Annotated in this window: 17 protein-coding genes and 5 pseudogenes; 10 read left to right on the top strand and 12 right to left on the bottom strand. The window is 68.5% G+C overall.

Annotated elements, in window-relative coordinates; all coding sequences use genetic code 11:
• Positions 1-741 precede the first annotated feature (741 nt).
• Positions 742-2415: a hypothetical protein gene (locus EDD90_RS52195; protein WP_123980425.1), complete on the top strand. Its 1674-nt coding sequence runs from the start codon at positions 742-744 to the stop codon at positions 2413-2415.
• 219 nt (positions 2416-2634) lie between these two features.
• Here the strand turns inward: EDD90_RS52195 and EDD90_RS58780 are convergent, their stop codons facing one another.
• The 7 genes and pseudogenes from EDD90_RS58780 to EDD90_RS52175 form a co-directional block, all read right to left on the bottom strand.
• Positions 2635-3072, bottom strand: a complete 438-nt coding sequence (locus EDD90_RS58780; RefSeq protein ID WP_398928817.1) for an arsenate reductase ArsC — start codon at positions 3070-3072, stop codon at positions 2635-2637.
• A 6-nt stretch (positions 3073-3078) separates the two neighbouring features.
• A pseudogene (locus EDD90_RS59340) lies at positions 3079-3297 on the bottom strand (three-helix bundle dimerization domain-containing protein); the annotation flags it as partial.
• A complete protein-coding gene (locus EDD90_RS52185) occupies positions 3294-3770 on the bottom strand; it encodes a helix-turn-helix domain-containing protein (RefSeq protein ID WP_123980421.1) in 477 nt (158 codons plus the stop codon). The gene EDD90_RS52185 and the pseudogene EDD90_RS59340, both read right to left, overlap by 4 nt.
• A gap of 299 nt (positions 3771-4069) precedes the next feature.
• A complete protein-coding gene (locus tag EDD90_RS56160) occupies positions 4070-4237 on the bottom strand; it encodes a hypothetical protein (RefSeq protein ID WP_183127454.1) in 168 nt (55 codons plus the stop codon).
• A gap of 135 nt (positions 4238-4372) precedes the next feature.
• Positions 4373-4527: pseudogene (locus EDD90_RS58225) on the bottom strand (DUF6131 family protein).
• A gap of 266 nt (positions 4528-4793) precedes the next feature.
• Positions 4794-4967, bottom strand: a complete 174-nt coding sequence (locus EDD90_RS52180; RefSeq protein WP_123980419.1) for a CsbD family protein — start codon at positions 4965-4967, stop codon at positions 4794-4796.
• Between the two features lie 94 nt (positions 4968-5061).
• Positions 5062-5511, bottom strand: a complete 450-nt coding sequence (locus tag EDD90_RS52175) for a hypothetical protein (protein ID WP_123980417.1) — start codon at positions 5509-5511, stop codon at positions 5062-5064.
• A gap of 743 nt (positions 5512-6254) precedes the next feature.
• Between EDD90_RS52175 and EDD90_RS52170 the strand changes: the two genes are divergently transcribed.
• From EDD90_RS52170 to EDD90_RS59335, 4 genes and pseudogenes are all read left to right on the top strand, one after another.
• The gene (locus EDD90_RS52170) at positions 6255-6584 is read left to right on the top strand and encodes a transposase (RefSeq protein ID WP_123972376.1); all 330 of its coding nucleotides are present in this window, start codon (positions 6255-6257) and stop codon (positions 6582-6584) included.
• Entirely contained in the window at positions 6581-7492 is a 912-nt protein-coding gene (locus tag EDD90_RS52165; RefSeq protein ID WP_221305076.1) for an IS3 family transposase, read from the top strand. Before EDD90_RS52170 ends, EDD90_RS52165 begins: the two co-directional genes overlap by 4 nt.
• 48 nt (positions 7493-7540) lie before the next feature.
• Positions 7541-8335 (top strand): Rieske 2Fe-2S domain-containing protein, encoded by a 795-nt coding sequence (locus EDD90_RS52160; protein WP_123980415.1) that lies wholly within the window; start codon positions 7541-7543, stop codon positions 8333-8335.
• A gap of 518 nt (positions 8336-8853) precedes the next feature.
• Positions 8854-8922, top strand: a pseudogene (locus tag EDD90_RS59335) (extradiol dioxygenase); the annotation flags it as partial.
• Between the two features lie 259 nt (positions 8923-9181).
• On the opposite strand, the gene EDD90_RS52150 reads toward EDD90_RS59335, so the two are convergent.
• Positions 9182-9670, bottom strand: a complete 489-nt coding sequence (locus EDD90_RS52150) for a GNAT family N-acetyltransferase (RefSeq protein WP_185149544.1) — start codon at positions 9668-9670, stop codon at positions 9182-9184.
• Here EDD90_RS52150 and EDD90_RS52145 point away from each other — a divergent pair.
• Positions 9633-9932 (top strand): hypothetical protein, encoded by a 300-nt coding sequence (locus EDD90_RS52145; protein ID WP_260328834.1) that lies wholly within the window; start codon positions 9633-9635, stop codon positions 9930-9932. The genes EDD90_RS52150 and EDD90_RS52145 overlap by 38 nt on opposite strands.
• A 474-nt stretch (positions 9933-10406) precedes the next feature.
• On the opposite strand, the gene EDD90_RS52135 is transcribed toward EDD90_RS52145, so the two are convergent.
• Positions 10407-11051 carry an NAD(P)-dependent oxidoreductase gene (locus EDD90_RS52135; protein ID WP_123980409.1) on the bottom strand — a complete coding sequence of 215 codons (645 nt, stop codon included), beginning with the start codon at positions 11049-11051 and terminating at the stop codon, positions 10407-10409.
• Positions 11052-11173: 122 nt separating this feature from the next.
• Between EDD90_RS52135 and EDD90_RS52130 the strand changes: the two genes are divergently transcribed.
• The 3 genes from EDD90_RS52130 to EDD90_RS52120 all read left to right on the top strand — a co-directional run bounded on the left by EDD90_RS52130 (position 11174) and on the right by EDD90_RS52120 (position 13232).
• Entirely contained in the window at positions 11174-11611 is a 438-nt protein-coding gene (locus EDD90_RS52130) for an Rrf2 family transcriptional regulator (protein ID WP_123980407.1), read from the top strand.
• Positions 11612-11932: 321 nt separating this feature from the next.
• A complete protein-coding gene (locus EDD90_RS56155) occupies positions 11933-12091 on the top strand; it encodes a hypothetical protein (RefSeq protein WP_185149543.1) in 159 nt (52 codons plus the stop codon).
• A gap of 592 nt (positions 12092-12683) precedes the next feature.
• The gene (locus EDD90_RS52120) at positions 12684-13232 is read left to right on the top strand and encodes a GNAT family N-acetyltransferase (RefSeq protein WP_123980405.1); all 549 of its coding nucleotides are present in this window, start codon (positions 12684-12686) and stop codon (positions 13230-13232) included.
• A gap of 39 nt (positions 13233-13271) precedes the next feature.
• On the opposite strand, the pseudogene EDD90_RS59330 reads toward EDD90_RS52120, so the two are convergent.
• The 3 genes and pseudogenes from EDD90_RS59330 to EDD90_RS52105 all read right to left on the bottom strand — a co-directional run.
• Positions 13272-13544, bottom strand: a pseudogene (locus EDD90_RS59330) (transposase); the annotation flags it as partial.
• A gap of 62 nt (positions 13545-13606) precedes the next feature.
• Positions 13607-13990: pseudogene (locus EDD90_RS52110) on the bottom strand (transposase); the annotation flags it as partial.
• A gap of 251 nt (positions 13991-14241) precedes the next feature.
• Entirely contained in the window at positions 14242-15261 is a 1020-nt protein-coding gene (locus tag EDD90_RS52105) for a LacI family DNA-binding transcriptional regulator (RefSeq protein ID WP_123980403.1), read from the bottom strand.
• Positions 15262-15472: 211 nt separating this feature from the next.
• Here EDD90_RS52105 and EDD90_RS52100 point away from each other — a divergent pair, with 211 nt between their 5' ends.
• On the top strand, positions 15473-16777 hold the full coding sequence (locus EDD90_RS52100; protein WP_260328628.1) for an extracellular solute-binding protein: 1305 nt from the start codon (positions 15473-15475) through the stop codon (positions 16775-16777).
• Positions 16778-16783: the final 6 nt, after the last annotated feature.

The following is a 16783-nucleotide window of genomic DNA, read 5'->3' as shown; positions in this document are numbered from 1 at the left end:
CAGGATCTCTCGGTCTCGGAGCTGGTTCCCGTCAAGCGATCGCACGCGTGGGACTGCGCTGCCGGACAGCCGGCCGGATGGGTCTCATAGCCTGCGTGTTATGGCGGCCATGGCAGGACGCACGGCAGGTTGCGGCCGACGGTGACGGCCAGACCGGCAACGGCCCACGGGCCCAGGGGTACTCCGGCGCGATGCACTGCACGTCGGCGGGCGCGGGTGAGCTCGGCATCTTGCGGCACGGCCGTGGGGCCTGCGTGGCTGTCCGCCACGTCTGCACGCTCACCCCTCGACCAGGCCGCCTAAACGATCGACGCGTTGCGCTCGGGAGAGTGTCTGTCCCTTTGGTGGGACCGATTCACGGTGACGGATGCCTTCGGCCGATGCGGCGCCCGCGGCCCCCAAGCGCCGTGGCTACCGCCGTCGCGCTCGCCGATCGTCCGGCCAATACTGGGTGGTCAACTCTCTCGGGCGTCGAATTCGGGCAACGACGAGCCCTTGTTTCGGCAGGAACGGCACCGCATCCAGCCGCTCCAGGCCGCCCCGCCCGCGGGCAGCGAGTTCCTGGGCCGCATAATCGCTCGCGTGAGCGACCTGCCCGTTCCCTTGCCGCCCGGATCTGCACCTGCGAGTGCTCCTGCCTGGCTGTCCCACGATGCCTTCCGCTGGGCAAATCCCAGGTTGTCGCGCTGGGCACAGCCCCGGTGGCCGGTACTGGCACTTCTGACGACCGTGATCGCGGCGATGATTCTGGAGCCGGAGCAGCGCTGCACGGTGGCGGCCCCTTGCGGGCCGGACTGGGTGGGCATGATCCAGGTGGGCCTCGCCGTGGTGCAGCTGTTGTGGTACGTCCGGCTGCCGGAACTCACTCTTGTGTCGGGACCGGTGCTGGCGGTCATCGTGGCGGTGGAGGAGTTCCGCCTGCCTGATACTGCTTCCGACGCCGCCAACGCCGCCGTGATCGCGGCACTCGCCTTCGGGTGGGCCGCATCCTGGCAGCGGCTCGCTCTTCGGCGACGGCAACAGCGCCTCGCAGAGCAGGCGGCCGCCGGGGTGCGGCACCCGTTGCCCGGCGGCATGGGCCCGCTGCGGCGGGGGATTGTTCCCATCGTTGCCGGGCTGGTGCTGTGCGCCGTGGCGGGCGCGGCGGTCGACCAGGGCCTGCGGGGCATTCACGAGGACGAGCAGCGGGCCGCGAAGGCGGTGTCGGTATCGGCCGTCGTCCTCGGCCAGGGCGAGGAAACGCTGCGCGTGCGCACCTCGGACGGCTCGAAGCGCACCGTCGACGCAGTCTTCCCCGAGGACTACGACACCGGCAGCGTCGTGACGCTCCTGTCGGACGGTAACTGGATCCGACTGGCCGCCGAGCCGTACGACGCCTTCGGCTGGCAACTGCTCACCCTGGCCGCCGGGCTGCCGGGGCTGACCTTCCTCGCCGCGGGTGTCCTGGCCCGCCGCCGGGCCGCCGCGCTGCGCCGGGCGCCCGTTCCCTTGCTGCGGGTACTGCAACGCCTGGACCACAACGGTGACACCTGGATCTACGCCGCCGACGACACCGCCGGCCGTACGCCGCTGCTGCGCTGCCTGGCCTACCCGGTCATCGATGACGAGGCCGGTGAGTTCGGCCCCCCTCATGACGAGGAAGAGGATCGGCTCATCGTCGACACCCGGCTGCGGGAGGCAGTGCTGTACGGCCCGCCTTACGACGCAGGCGAGTTGCTGATCGTCGCCGCCGCCCAGGGCGGGGTCCCGGTGGTCCTGCTCACGGCTGGTCCGGTGCGGTTGCCGACGGGCGATCAGAGGCCGGAGCTCGAATGGCCTGTGGGGGATGCCGTTGAGCAGAATCTAGTGCTGGTGGGCCGGATCGCGGCGTCGATGCAGCCGGTCGCCCGTCCCATGCGCTGGGGGCCGGGCGTGTTCACCCGGTGCGCGGCGCTGCTCGGCGCAGTAGTCGCTGCGGCGGTGATCAAGTTCATCCTGGACGAGGTGAGGGCGGGCACGCTGGGGTGGCATGTCCTGCCCCTGCTCGGACTGGCGTTTGTGCCGGGATCGCTGGCGACCTTCCTCAACTGGCGTATCACCGCAGACCGTTCGGGGCTGTGGCTGGCTGGAGCGTACAAGGTGCGGTATCTGGCCTGGGAAGAGCTGCGCGCGGCCGTCTACACCAGCGGCGGCGTTCTCGAGATACGCCGCGCCGACGGGAAGACCTGGGCACCGTCCCTGGGCTGGCCCTGGATGGAACGCCGCCGTGCCCTGCGCCCGTCGTACCTGAGAGCCGCGGAGGAGATCTCCGCCATGCACGCCCACCCCGAGCTCCGCCCCACCGAGGAGAGCCCGGCGCGCGCCCACGGCCTCCCGTTCGGCCCGTTGTTGGCGGTGCTCTACGCCCTGTGGGCGGCCGCTCTCCTCATCCTGTGACCGCGGCTGTCAGCCCGGACTATGCCGGATTCGTGGTTGGAGCCGACCACCACAGCCGCCGGTTACGTCCCCCCGTATCCATGCGCACATGATCGCTGGGAGTCACGGAAGCCGGTGCACCTATCCGGTCGCACCAGAGAGTTGGCTGCCCGTACAGCAAGGTTGATTCGTACGGGCGCGGAGCTGTGTGGGGCCCGCCTTCGTACACCCTGCGCGCGGTCAGTTCTGTGCCGTGACGCCGAGGTCGTCGAGGAGGCCGCGTACGCGGCGTTCGATGTCGTCGCGGATGGGGCGGACGTTGTCGACGGTCTGGCCTGCGGGGTCGTCCAGGGTCCAGTCGAGGTAGCGCCTGCCGGGGAAGACGGGGCAGGCGTCGCCACAGCCCATGCTGACGACGACGTCGGCGGCACGGACGATCTCGTCGGTCCAGGGTTTGGCGAACTCGCGGAAGATGTCGATGCCGCGTTCGCTCATCGCGGCGATGGCTGCCGGGGTGATCTCGTTTCCGGGTTCGGATCCGCCGGACCAGGCGACGGCGCTGTCGCCGGCCAGGTACTGGAAGAAGCCCATGGCCATCTGGCTGCGTCCGGCGTTGTGGACGCAGAGGAAGAGCACGACGGGCTTGCCGTCGGTGTGGTGGCCTTCGACCTTGGCCAGGGCCCGCAGGCGCTGGCGGGCGAACCGTTCGGCGATGAGCGGCAGGAAGTTGGGGATGGTGCTGCGGCCGGCGAACTGGTCGTAGCTGGTGTGCAGGAACCGCTCGATGGTCTCCTGGCCGAAGACGCCGTCGAACTCCCTCCTCAGGTGGGTGGCGGCGGTGCGCAGGGCGAGTTGCTGGTCGATGCTCAGGTTGCGGTGCGGGGTGGACGCGGTCTCAGTCATCGCTGCCTCCAGGAGGGCGGACGGCGGGAGCCAGCCGGTGCGGTCGCCACGGCACGGGGGTGGACGCGCTGCGCGGGCTCGGTTCCTGCCGAGGCTGTCGGCACGATGCTGTGGCGCTTCCAGAGGGCGGCGGCAAGGTGGGAGCGGGCGGAGTTGTGCGTGCAGACGAACACCACGCGAGGCGCCGTCCGCAGGGGTGTCGGCATCGTGTCGGCCAGGGTTTCCACGCGCAGGCGCAGGTAGATGCGCCGTCGGTCTCCTTCGGAGCGGGATCGCTCGATCAGGCCGACCTGTTCGAGCAGCTTGAGGTGGTGTGCCAGGAGATTGCTGGGCAGGTCCAGCTCCTGGCCGAGTTCGCTGGGCGAGGCATCGCCCAGCAGCAGCCGGTCGATGATCGCCAGACGCGCAGGTTCCCCCAGTGCCGCGTGTCGTTGTGCTCGCGCCACCACCGTTGCAGACCACTCAGCGTTCATTGACTCACACAAGAACCGCCCTCCGGCGCGCTTGAACGCAGGAAGGAGGGAAGGCACCCATGGGCTTTGGAACGGGGCCGAAGACGGTCACGCCTAGAGTGGCGTCGCGGCACTGGGAGAGGAAGAAAGACCATTTCGCCAGCTTCGGCGGACTGGCCGTCCTGTCGCTCGACGTACTCAGCTCGGCGGTACGGGCCGGAAGCCATCGTGCTGGTACTGATGGTGGCCGGACCGACGGCCACGGCCTCATCGGCGAGATCACCCGCAAGCGAGCAGCGGCGGATGCAGGCCGGGCGGGGTCAGTGGGCCGGTCGCCAGAGGTGCAGTACCGATCTCACGGCGAGGTAGAGCACGTCGGCGATGAGGAGCAGTACGCCGGCGGAGAGCAGGTACAGCATGCCTTCGGTGGTCGCGCCGACGATGACCAGCACGATCGCGGCGATAAGCAGGAGGTAGAAGAGGATCATGGCGTGATGCCTCGGTTCGCGGGCGCGCGCGGGCTGGAGGCGCGGCAGGATGGTTGTGACGGTCGCGTGCTGTACGGGTCCGCGGCGTCGGAGGTCGTGCGAGAACGGGTTGCTACCCAAGCTGGGCAGGGGCGGCTACCAGTAGTGCCGCCGTCCGGCGACCTTGTGCCCGACGGATCCCAGGATCCACAGGATGATGCGATGACGACCAGAATGATCCCGATGGTCCACAGGACGACGAAGCCGACCACGTAGCTGATGACCAGCAGGAGGATTCCAAGGACGATCATGATGTCCTTCGATCTTGCGCGCAGGGCGGGGCTGGCTCCCGCCGTGCGCGGTCTCCCTACCGGCCAGGGATTTGCCTACCGGCCAGGGATTTGCGGGCAAGTCACACACCGTGCAGGTGTAGGGCCTAACGGTGTCCCCGGCTGCCCGACGCTACCGTGGGCCCGGTCCCCCGAACACGTTGGTAGCGGCCGCGTTGCACGCGTCCATGAACTGGCGCAGCGCGCACCGGCACACGCTTCGACGCGGGCCTAGTCGGGTCGGGGGGTCAGTGTTTGAAGGCGTCCTTGATCTTTATCCCGGCCTGCTTGAGGTTGCCCTTGACTTGGTCTCCGCGGCCCTCGGCCTGCAGGCGCTGGTTGCCGGTGGCGCGGCCGGTTGTCTTCTTGGCACCGCCCTTCATCGCTTCGGCTTTGTGTGCGATCTTCTTGCCGATACTCATGGGGAGCCACCCTGGGTGAGTTGTCTACTGGGCTTCGGTGGGAGGGGTGTCCGTGGCACCGGCCAGTCGGCGATCTGCGTGTGCGGCGGCACGCCTACTGGGCGGCGGACCGGTGCCCGAACAAGTGCCGCCTGCTCCAACGGCCACTGTTCGAGGCGGGAGTGCGATCACCGTGGAGTGAGTCGTTCCCCCGCGCATTCGCGTTGTCCGCGCGGGCGGGCTCGCGTTGGTCGACCAGGTCGTCGCGGCCCCTCCCAGCAGAGGCCGTATCGCCGCGGGACTGCTTGAGTCCGCGGCGCGAGACGCTGCCTCGGCGAGAAGAGCGGCGGCGCACACCGGTCAAGAGCAGGATCAGCCCGAACAGGGCCGCCGCTCCGACAACGATGCCGTACAGGAACAGCGTGCCGGTGGAGCCGATCATCTCGTGGCCGAATACCGAGAATCCGCCGGTGAGTTCATGCCCGCTGGCGCTGTTGGTGAGAACACCAGCCACGCCGACGACCACCGCGGCGATGAAGATGATGAGTCCGAGGATGACGATCATGACGTGCTCCAAGGATCTACCTGCTCCAACAGTAGAACCGCACCGTCCACAAAGCCACAGCGACGGCTCTGCACCCCGGTAGCGAGAATCCGGTCATGATGCGCCTTGCCGAGGTGCCCGCAGTGACTGGCCGGACGGGCCGCGAGGGCCGGGCCGGTGGTCAGGTGCCGAGCAGGCGCTTTGCCCGGGCGAGCTCCTTCAGCGCCATCCGGGCCGCCAGCATTCCAGCCGCAGTCTGCCAGTACGGGTGTCCGGCGATGCGCAGGGACAGCTCCTGCAGGCGTCGCCGGTGAGCGGCGGATGGTGGGCACAGGCGGGATCATGGTCACCGGAATACCCGCCGGGTGATCGACAGAGCCGTGGGCCGCCGTCTTGACGGCACGAACAAGTCGGTCCACGTCACGGAGTACTGCGCGGGTCACACTCGAAGCCGGTGCAGACGGCCGGCCGGCAACTCCTCGGGTCAGCGATTACTCTCCTCCAGCCGCTCGATCATCGCGTCGAAGGCCAGATCGCGAGACGTTTTTGGCTCGGCAGAGGCCGGCTGATTACGGCACGGTCAAGTGGCTACTCGGAGCACATGAGACTCAGCACCCTCCCCCACCGAATTCCCCCGGCGGCCAGAGGGCTCCTGCCCGAAGCAAGGGGCCCTGGCCATGTCCTGAAAGCCGTCGACCGCTTGGAACGCTTCTGTCCCTCCCCTCTTAGCGTGGAGTCCGTGATTGCAGGGGAAGTTGGGGTTCATGGGGTCCAAGCAACGCACGTACACGCCTGAGTTTCGTGAGGGTGCTGTACGCATTGTGATCGAGACGGGCAGGCCGATCCCGGAGGTCGCCGAGGAGCTCGGTGTGCATTCCGGCACGCTGCACAGCTGGGTGTCACGGTGGCGGCGCAACGGGTCGGCGTCGTCCGACCAGCCTGCCGAGCCCGCACCGGGCGGGCGGCTGCGCGAAGCCGAGCGGGCCGAGTTGGAGCGGCTGCGGCGGGATGCGGCGGAGAAGAACAAGCGGATCCGCGAGCTGGAGATGGAGCGTGATGTCCTCAAGCGATGCATGGTCCTCTGGGTGAAGTGACCGGAACGGACCCGGCCGCCCTGGCCGCGTTCATCGGTAACCAGAGGGCCGAGCACCACGTCCCGCACCGCCTGGCCTGCCGGGTTCTGGGAGTGTCGGAGTCCTGGTTCTACAAGTGGCGCGACAAGCCCACCACCGCTCGTGAAGTGCGGCGAGGACAGTTGGCCGACGCGATCCGACAGATCTTCGAGAAGTCCGGCGGCACCTACGGTTCTCCGAAGGTCTGGCTCCTCCTGATCCGCGCCGGCTGGCGCGTCTCGGTGAACACCGTCGCGCGTCTCATGGCCGAACTCGGCCTGGCCGGACGGAAGATCCGCCGACGGGGCGGGCTGACCCGCCCCGGCAAACGGCCCGCGTTCGCGGACTTTGTCCGCCGCGACTTCACCGCCGACGCTCCAGATCAGGTGTGGTGTGGCGACATGACGGAGATCGCCACCGGTGAGGGCAAGCTGTATCTGGCCACCGTCATCGACCTGTTCTCGCGCCGCCTGCTCGGCTACGCGATGGGTGCACGTCACGACGCAGAACTCGTCGTTGCGTCCTTGAACATGGCCGCGGCCACCCGTGGCGGCGACGTCAAGGGCGTCATCTTCCACAGCGACAGGGGCAGCGAATATGTGTCCCGGCGCTTCCGCTGGGCCTGCCGGCGTCTGGGAGTGACGCAGTCCATGGGCCGGGTCGGGTCGTGTTTCGACAACGCCGTCAGCGAGGCGTTCAACAGCGTACTCAAGGTCGAGTACGTCCATCGGCACACCTTCGCCACCCGCACCGAGGCCCGCCTGAGGATCGCGACCTGGATCACCGCCTTCTACAACACACACCGACTACACAGCGTGTGCGGTTACCGGAGTCCGATCGACTACGAACACGACCACCGAGCCAACTCCGCCTTGGAGCTGGCCGCTTAGAAGATCTCCACAGTCCGAGGGGATTGACACTTCTCCAGCGCCGACAAGTTGCTCGCGGTCGTGCAGCGGATAGTGCAGGCGGCTCCACTCGGCCGGGCCAGAGACGGTCTGCACGGGCGCTGGCTGGGTCACCCGGTACACCCACTGCTGGTCCAGATACCTCTCGGCAGCTGGTTGTCGGCCGCGGTGCTCGACGCAATGCCGGGCCAGCGAACCGCGGTGCGCGTATTGATCGCCACCGGCCTGCTTGCTGCAGCCCCGGCCACGGCGTCAGGCTGGGTGGACTGGGCGGAACTGAACCCCCGCCAGATGCGCGTCGGCATCGTCCATGCCGCAGTGAACATCACCGGTGTCGCCCTGTACGTCGCATCCCTGACCGCTCGTCTGCGCGGGCATGAAATCTCCGGCAGGATGTACGGCTGGGCGGGGCTCGGCGTCGTCGGTATCGGTGGTGCGCTCGGCGGCCATCTCGCCTACCGACTGGCAGCTGGCGCCAACCACGCCGAAGCCGTCCCGCAGCTGGTGGAGCCGGGCTGGCACTACGTCGCCGACCTGTCCGACCTTCCGCAAGGCCGACCGACGCACCGTGATCTCGACGGCGTGGCCGTGGTCGCCGTCCGCCAGCCGGGCGACAGGGTGCACGTGCTGGCCGAGCACTGCAGTCACCTGGCGGGCCCGCTGTCACAGGGCACCCTGGAAGACGGCTGCCTGCGCTGTCCCTGGCACGGCAGCACCTTCCGGCTGACCGACGGCTGGAACATCACTGGTCCGGCCACCGCACCCCAGCCCGCCTTCGACACCCGCATAACCGACGGTCAGGTAGAAGCACGGCTGCACACCTGACTCCGTCCCAACGGGCAGCACCCCTGCTGGCACCTCACGCAGCACGACGGTAGCCGTACCGATTCAGTCACCAGCCTGCAGCCTGGAACGACCCCAGCCCACCCCACAGGCCAAGGGCGGCTGGAAGCAGCACCGCATTCGGAGAGCGGGCGCGCGGGAGCGAACCTGCGACGATTTCTCCGGCCCGCTTCCGCGAACGAGTTTGGCCAACGCCGACTGAACCGCCACGGCACGCTCCACCGTGTCGAACACTGAGGCTGCGCCCTCTTGAAGTGGCTGGTCAGCAGGGGTGGTGTGGCCCCGTTTCGGACTGCTCGTACAGGTCGCGGGCGGCAGTCTGGGGTGGAGATCGTCTGGCAGGGCGGTTTTGCAGAAGCCCGAGGTCGGTGTCGCCGGACCTCACGACGGTACCGTCCTCGCCGACGCGGGGGTGGTTCGACCAGCCGGGCCTTCCGCCGGCACCCGGAAGATCTCGGTCTCCTGCTCGGCTTCTATACGAAATTGTTCGGCGCCGAGGACCGCGGATCCTGCTCAGCATCGGTGTCGACGACGTCGACGAGACGCTCGGCCGGGTGGAGGCGGGTGGCCAAGGCGAACCCGGGGGCCGGGGCGGCGGTGGTGCTTTTGCATTCTCGTTTTCGGCCACCTGAGCGGGAGAGGCTGATGGACGAGCTCAACGCTCTAGGAGTGTCGGAGGCGAGGAAGTCGCCGGGGAAGACCGCTGGCCGCAGGCGATCACCCCGCCAAGGCGGAGTCGACGGCACACGGAGCGAGTGGCGTCCAGCGGCTCCTGCATGCCGGCCACCATCCAGGCGAAGCCGGTGCCCCGCCAACCGGCACACCGCGTCATTCCGAAGGAATGCGAAACTCGAATTCAGGACGGTCCCACGGCACGGCAGGCGGGTTCGCAAACGCGGTCCCGGTCCGCACCGCACCAACGCGGTGGTAGAAGTCCTCGGCGGGAGGATGCGACACGACCTTGAGACGGCCGAGCCCGGCGGCACGGGCCTCGGACTGCATGTGCGCCACGAGCAGCCGTCCAATACCCCGTCCTTGCGCTTCGTCGGCGACGAACAGCAGGTCGAGCTCCGGTGGCGCAAGGACGAGCGAGTAGAACCCGAGGACCCGGCCACCATGCTCGTCGGCGCCGACGGCCACAAAGGCGCGGTGGGCCTCGATGTAATCAGGACCGACCCGGTAGCCCGCCACAGCGGCTGCGTACTTACCCGCGTAGGCGCCTGAGCCACGCACGAGCCGCGTGAGCCGTTTGGCATCCCGCGCGACGGCCCTCCGTATCGTGATCGACTGGCTGATCGGGGAAGTGCGTGAACTCATCGGGAGAGTATTTCGCACCGGGGAGTGCCTTCGTACGGCGGGTCGGCTGCTCGGGCAGGCGTTCCCGCACCGCTCCCGGGAACCGCTCGCCCAGGCCCCGATCGGCCACGTCACTGCCGCTGAATTGGCCGCCCGCCAGCAGCACCTGGACGCCCGAACCGATGCAGAGGAGCTGGAGAACGGCGTAGTCGACGGCTGCTCTCCCTGGGCCTGCCGTGGCGAAGGCGAGCCGGTACAGGAAAATTCCGAGCCAGCCTCGTGAGGCGGATCATCCTCGACCTGTTCGCCGGCCCTGGCGGCTGGAGCCACGCCCTCACCGTCCCCGGGGCCCGGGGCATCGGCCTGGAGTCTCGGATCTCGCCGCCGGCTGTGAGGAGGTCCGCCGGTGTACTGCGCCGAGCAGGCCCCGCTCGGCGCCCTCCTGTCCGAACCGCGGCGCCTCTGGCTAGGCAAGGTGCTCCGGATGGTTCCCGAGGGGCTCCGCCGTATCACCCGCTATCACACAGCCCCTATGAGCGGGGTCCTGTCTGTAGCCAATTCCGAGGAGCCGGCGAACTGCGTCAGAGCCAAGCGTACGAGCATCCCGGCGCGCGGGAGCGCAGCAGGGTACGCCCCTGGTGACGTCGCAGGCGGTGTCGAGGAGGAAGCACGGCAAGCCGACGACGTCGGGTTGCCGGGGCGGCCGAGTCAGGTCCGGGTGTCCCATGCGGAAAGGGACACCCGGCCCCAGCCCGCGTCAGTAGGCGACGCTGAAGCGGGCCTGGCGGTGGGTGGGCTTGTCAATCTCGTCGACGAAGGCGATGGCGTAGTCGGCACCGGAGATGAAGGACCTGCCCTCGGCGTCGGAGAGCAGCACGTCGCCGCCGACGCGGAAGACGCCGGTGCGTTCGCCGGGAGCCCAGGCGCCGAACTCGGCGGCCGGGCTGACGTAGAACCAGTGCGCGTCCGTGTCCGTGGCCCGCAGCGCCTCCAGGACCTGGGCGTGCGAGCTCGCCTCGGCCTTGTACGCCTCCGGGAAATCAGGGGAGTCGATCAGCCGCGGCCCGCCCTCGGCCGTGTGCAGGCTGCCCGCACCGCCCACCACGCCGATCCGGGCACCGCCCTCGGCCGCCGCCGCCAGGAGCGAGGGGACGAGCGGAAGCAGGAACGGCTCGCCGTCCACGCTGCCGCGGACCGCGACGACCAGCACGTCGGACTTGGCCGCCAGGTCGCGCACCAGGGCCTCGTCGTCGAGGGACCCGGCGACCGGGGTGACCCCGGGGCGGGCCTCGGCGGAGCCGGTGCGGTTGACCGCGATCACCTCGTGGCCGCGGCGCAGGGCCTCGTCGATGATGTGGCCGCCGGCGTAGCCGGTCGCGCCGAAGACGGTGATGACCGCCATGGGAATCTCCCTAGGTGTGTGTCCCTGTGCTCCAGCGCCGCCTAATTCGAAACCGCGGCGCTTACGAATCAAACCGTAACAGCAACAGGTACAGTTTTCCCCGCAGGCCGTACCATGAACTCATGGCACAGCCCACGAACACCCAGTTCGCGGTTGGCGTGCACCTGCTCACCCTGCTCGCCGAGAGACCCGGCGAATGGCGGGACTCGCAGTCCCTCGCCGTCAGCCCCGCAACCAACGCCGCGCACGCGCGCCGCATCCTCGGCCAGTTGCGCACGGCCGGGCTGGTCCGCTCGCAGCCCGGACCGCGCGGCGGCTGGATGCTCGAACACGACGCCGAGCGGATCGACCTCGCCATGGTCTGGCTGGCACTCAACGGCGAGGACCCGGTCCTGGGCATGCATGCCCCACAGCCCGACTGCCCCGCGGGCCGACGCGTCCACCGCAGCCTCCTCGCGCTGGACCGGCGGGCACGCCGCGCCCTGCTGAGCGAACTCGCCCGCACCACCGTCGCCGACGTGCTGCGCGAGGACACCGCGAGCGCGGTGGACGTCGACTGATCCTGCCCCTGCCATCAGGCATGTGAATGCCCTGAGTGGTCCCCGCCGACGCCGGGGTGGCTCGTTCGCGCAGTAGGGGCCCGCACACGAGTGGGGCGCTGGGGGACCTGTATCCGCGGTCAGGGGCGAAGTGGCCGGCAGGCGAGTGCGTTGGAACCGGCACGTGAGGATGGGCTCAGGGCCGGGCGGGGCAGGTGCGGGTTCGGCGTCGAGGGCTTTGACGAGGCGTCCGAGGCGTGATTCGGGTCGGATCATCGGGAGTCCTTGGTTCAGCACCGGGCCAGCCGCAGGCACCCGCGGCCGGCACGTGGCCTCGGCGGCATGGTCCTGCCGGATACGGTCGAGCAGATCCTGGTGGTAGGCGGCCAGGCCGCCGTCCGGGACAGGGGCGGGACCGCCCGTCAGGGTGAACTACTCCTCGGCACCCGCGTACTGGACGGCGGTGCGCGCAGCGACCCACGTCGCCAAGGCGGACGCTGACGGTCAGATCGCCGTTGTCGACGCCGACATCGTCGGTCATGACCCCGCCGAGCCCGGCCGTCAGGATTCAGTTGCTGCATCGTGCGATACCTCTGCCCGGTGCGGTCGGACAGCCGAGGCCGGTTCAGGCAAGCTACGGTCTCGCGCAAGGCGTGGCCTGGCGGCCCCGGGTGACACCCCCTGGCGTATGCGGGGGCGCGGAGTTGCCGGGTGGTCGCCCGTCACGGTTCGGCAGGGAAGAGGGGTACCCGGTCGGGGGTGAGGTTCGCGAAGCCGGAGGAACCGTACGCGATGGCGGAAGCGGCCGGCGTCGACGGTGGGGGCGGTGCTGAACTCCGCGATCAGTTCGGGGGGCTTCGTTCACTTCAAGCAGCAGCGTTTGTCCATCGGTTTGGGTGGCGATGGGCAGTCGGCGGGGCCGTGGATGTTCACGAGAAGTGACGTCCGATCCCATCCTTAAGCCCGCAGGGCGAAGCAGTGCGGGTTGTGGCTCCGCGGAGGGGATGTGAGAGAAGAAGGACGTGCCTGGGCAGTTGGGGTGATCGGTCCGTGAGTCTTGATCGCTACCGAGCATGCTGATTAGCTGGCCTGCATGACTGAGTTAGGACCCGTCGCCTGGCCACCTGCCCCGATCAAGACCGAGAGGCTCGTGCTCCGTGAGCCCGAGGCCCGCGACCGTGCGGCGGTCATCGAACTGTTCACCTCGCCCGAGGTGGGCACCTATATCGGCGGCCCCCGACAGCGAGACGAGTTCGAGCGTGCGGTGCCCGAGACACCCAAGCGGCGCCCCGGCCTCTTCGTGGCCGATCTCGACGGGGCGATGATCGGGATCGTCACGTTCGAACGTCGCGACCCGGAGCATCCGGTCCACGTCCGTCCCGGGGCCTCGGAGGTCGAGCTCGGCTACATGTTCCTGCCGCAGGCGTGGGGACACGGCTACGCCGCGGAGGCGTGCACGGCGGCACTCGACTGGTGCGCCGGAGCGCTGCCCGGCGAGCTGGTGGTGCTCACCACCCAGACCGCCAACGAACGCTCGATGCGCCTCGCGGCGAAGCTGGGGTTCACCAAGGTGCAACGGTACGAGGATTGGGGCGCCGAGCAGTGGTTCGGCATGTGGTCCCCGGTCGCGCTGTCCGACTGAGGTCGTGCTCGGCATTGTCCGTACTCATCACGATGAAGCCGGGCTTGCCGGGTCGCAGAAGTAGACCGGCATGTCGGTGGCCGTGGTGAACGAGCCGTGACCTGCCATTTCTATGCCTTGGTCCCAGGTCAGGGAGCGTTTGAGCTGAGCCGGCAGTGCGTGGATGGTGCGGGCCAGCACCTGGTGGAAGTGTTCTGCCCGGTGTGCGCCGTCGGGCAGGTGGAGGAGCATCAGATAGCGGGTCGAGCGTTCCATCAGCGTGCCGATGGCGGACCAGCCGTCTACGACCGCCCAAAGCCCTGGTCCGGTTCTTGCGGATCTCGAACATGACATCCCTCACGGAGAGGTGTTGCCACGACCGCTAGAACCCAAGCCCGGTCCACGGGGCTCGGACCTGTGTGTTCGCCCCTTTTTTAGCCCTGACGTGGGCGGTGTCGAGCACGACCCGGGTGACGTCGATGAGGCCGGCGCCGTCGAGGCGGTGCTTCACGGCTTCATGCAGGCGGCCCCAGACACCGGCCCGGGACCAGACCAGGAACCGGCGGTGAGCGGTCGACTTCGATATCCCGAAGCAGGGTGGCAGTTGGCGCCAGGCACATCCGCTGACCAGGACGTAGATGATGGCCGCGAAGAGGGTCTCATCAGGCCTGTTCTGCGTTCCGCCGCCCTGCGGCCGCACCCGCGACGGCGGGATCAACGGCTTCGCAGTCTCCCACAGCCCGTCCGGCACGATCCAACTCCCACGTTCCCCTCCCCATACCGAGTCAACGTCCGCCTCACCACGTAGGACACGGTCTTAACACCACTCACCTGGGTTCCGTTGGGGCTCGAGTGGTCCCAGTGCATGCCGTTGCGGGAAGTGGGGCGCGCCCGAAGCAGTCGATGTTCGCGGGGCACACCTGCCTGGCAGCCGGCAGTGGGCAGGTCGGCGGGAATGGCTCCAGAGCCCGCGGTACGCGACCGCAGCGATGCGTCACGTGCTGTCGAAAATTTCGAAGGTGCCGACGACTCAGTGGCGGCCGGCGGTCGGGGGCTGGGCTGTGCTGCTGCGCTCGACCAGGCTGGTGGCCAGGTCAACGCGCAGCGCGGATGGTGGGTTGCCGCGGGCGAGGTCGATCACCATGCGTGCGGCGACCTCGGCCATCTCGGTCAGCGGCTGGCGGACGGTGGTCAGGGGTGGGCCGACCCAGCGGGCGATGGGCAGGTCGTCGAAGCCGACGACGCTGAGATCCTCCGGGATGCGCAGGCCCAACTCCCGTGCGGCCTCGTAGACGCCGAGCGCCTGCAGGTCGTTGCCGGTGAAGATCGCGGTGGGCCGGTCCTTGAGGCGCAGCAGCTCCAGGCCCGCCCAGTAGCCGGTTTCGTGGTAGAAGTTACCCTCGCGGATCAGTGCGGCATCGAAGGCGACGCCGCCCGTCTCCAGCGCGGCCCGATAGCCGTCAATCCGGGCGCGGCTGCACATCATCCGCCGCGGTCCGGCGATCATGCCGATGCGCCGGTGGCCCAGGTCGAGCAGGTGGCGGGTGGCGGCGAGGCCGCCGTTCCAGTTGGTCGTACCGACCGCCGGCACGTCCTGACCGGGGTCCCCGGCCGGGTCCATCACCACGAACGGGATATCACGACTGGTCAGCTGCGCCTGCTGGGCCTCGTCGAGCCCCGACAGCACCAGGACCACGCCGGTGGGGCGGCGGGCGAGCACCCCGTCCATCCAGGACTGCCCGAGGCTGAGCCGGCCCGAGGATTCCGACAGGACGACGCTCATCCCCTCTTCGCGGACAACGTTCTCGACCCCGCGGATGACCTCCATCGCCCAGGCGCTCTCGAGCTCGTGGAACACCAGCTCCAGCAATGGGCTGGCCGGGGCGCTGTTGCTGCGTCGCCGCTGATAGCCGTACTGATGCAGCAGCTCCTCCACCCGCTCCCGGGTGGCGGGGGCAACGTCCGCGCGGCCGTTGACGACTTTCGAAACAGTCGGTGTGGACACCCCCGCCTCGCGCGCGATTTCGGCGAGTGTCGCCGCTCTGGTCACGAGCCCCTCCTGTGCTGCCCTGGTGTGCGAAGTACGTAGTCATCGCGGCTGTACGAGACGGATATTAGCTGGTCAGGGCCCCAGCTGGTACGGCCGAATCGAGATCTTCCAAACCCTTGACGGAGACCGATGTTACGCCTAAGTTTCCCGCAGCATTCGGAAATCTCTTCGAAATTATCGACGGAGTGGCAATCCAATGGGTTCTCTTCGCGTGACCGTTCGCAACGGTGCGACCCGGAACAGACTCGCCGCAGCAGCGGCAACGACCGCGCTGCTGCTCGGTCTGACCACCGCATGCGGGTCCAGCGGCGGCTCCAGCTCCGGGGCGATCCACGTCCTCGTCTACGGGGACTCCGCGAACAAGGTCGAAAAGCAGATCGTCGACACGTTCAACAAGACCTCGAAGGTCAAGGTGGTGCTGGACACCATCCCCGGCGCCGACTACCAGTCCAAGCTCAACACGATCATCAACACCCCGCAGGCCCCGGACATCTTCTTCAACTGGGGCGGCGGCAGCATCGCGCCCTTCGCCAAGAAGAACCTCCTGCTCCCCCTGGACGACATGATCGCCAAGGACCCGGGGCTCAAGGCCAACTTCCTCCCCTCGGTGTTCAACACCGCAGTGATCGACGGCAACTCCTACGGTGTCCCGATGCGCGGCACGCAGCCCGTACTGCTCTTCAACAACAAGAAGGTCCTGGCGAGCGCCGGCCTGAGCGTCCCGCAGACCTGGGACGACCTCCTCAACGACGTCAAGGTGCTCAAGGGCAAGGGCCTGACCCCGATCGCGCTCGGCGGCGGCGACCAGTGGCCCACCCTCATGTGGTTCGAGTACGTCTTCGACCGGGTCGCCGGGCCGGACCTGTTCCAGAAGGCGCTCGCCGGTGACAAGAGCGCGTGGGCCAGACCGGAAAGCCAGAAGGCCCTGGGCATGCTGAAGCAGCTGGTCGACTCCGGCGCATTCGGCAGCAACTTCGACTCGGTGAAGTTCACCGACGGCGGGTCCCCGGCGCTGCTGGCCAAGGGCAAGGCCGCCTTCGAGCTGATGGGCTCCTGGGAGTACTCCACCCAGCAGTCCAACAACCCCGACTTCGCCAAGAACGACCTCGGCTACAGCGCCTTCCCGACCGTCAGCGGCGGCAAGGGCGACCCGAAGGACCTCGTCGGCAACACCAACAACTTCTACTCCGTCCTGAAGAAGACCAAGCACCCCGACACCGTGGCGGCCTTCCTCAAGCTCATGTACTCCGACGAGTTCGTGAAGGCCCAGCTCGGCATCGGCAACCTGCCGACCACCACCAACACCGCCAAGTTCCTGTCCACCTCGGCCAGCCCGGACTACTCACAGTTCCAGTTCAACCTGGTCAAGGCGGCCCCGTCGTTCCAGCTGTCCTGGGACCAGGCCTACCCGCAGACAGCAGCCACGCCGCTGCACACGGCCATTCAGAAGTTCTTCGACGGCAAGACCGACGCCAACGGCTTCATCCAGGCGATGCAGTCGCTGTCCACCTCCTGAGTAGGA

Origin of the sequence: Streptomyces sp. Ag109_O5-1 (assembly GCF_003814875.1) — a bacterium.
Classification (GTDB): Bacteria; Actinomycetota; Actinomycetes; order Streptomycetales; family Streptomycetaceae; genus Streptomyces; species Streptomyces sasae.
The sequence above is the reverse complement of the archived record's forward strand: the minus strand, read 5'-3'. Positions and strand labels throughout refer to the sequence as shown.

Excerpts from the sequence above, each read along its gene's own strand:
- EDD90_RS52135 (WP_123980409.1), bottom strand. The coding sequence starts at position 11,051 with ATGGCGGTCATCACCGTCTTCGGCGCGACCGGCTACGCCGGCGGCCAC.
- EDD90_RS52175 (WP_123980417.1), bottom strand. The coding sequence starts at position 5,511 with ATGATCGTCATCCTCGGACTCATCATCTTCATCGCCGCGGTGGTCGTC.
- EDD90_RS52130 (WP_123980407.1), top strand. The coding sequence starts at position 11,174 with ATGGCACAGCCCACGAACACCCAGTTCGCGGTTGGCGTGCACCTGCTC.
- EDD90_RS52170 (WP_123972376.1), top strand. The coding sequence starts at position 6,255 with ATGGGGTCCAAGCAACGCACGTACACGCCTGAGTTTCGTGAGGGTGCT.
- EDD90_RS52150 (WP_185149544.1), bottom strand. The coding sequence starts at position 9,670 with ATGAGTTCACGCACTTCCCCGATCAGCCAGTCGATCACGATACGGAGG.
- EDD90_RS52180 (WP_123980419.1), bottom strand. The coding sequence starts at position 4,967 with ATGAGTATCGGCAAGAAGATCGCACACAAAGCCGAAGCGATGAAGGGC.
- EDD90_RS52195 (WP_123980425.1), top strand. The coding sequence starts at position 742 with ATGATTCTGGAGCCGGAGCAGCGCTGCACGGTGGCGGCCCCTTGCGGG.
- EDD90_RS52120 (WP_123980405.1), top strand. The coding sequence starts at position 12,684 with ATGACTGAGTTAGGACCCGTCGCCTGGCCACCTGCCCCGATCAAGACC.
- EDD90_RS56160 (WP_183127454.1), bottom strand. The coding sequence starts at position 4,237 with ATGATCCTCTTCTACCTCCTGCTTATCGCCGCGATCGTGCTGGTCATC.
- EDD90_RS56155 (WP_185149543.1), top strand. The coding sequence starts at position 11,933 with ATGGTCCTGCCGGATACGGTCGAGCAGATCCTGGTGGTAGGCGGCCAG.
- EDD90_RS52185 (WP_123980421.1), bottom strand. The coding sequence starts at position 3,770 with ATGAACGCTGAGTGGTCTGCAACGGTGGTGGCGCGAGCACAACGACAC.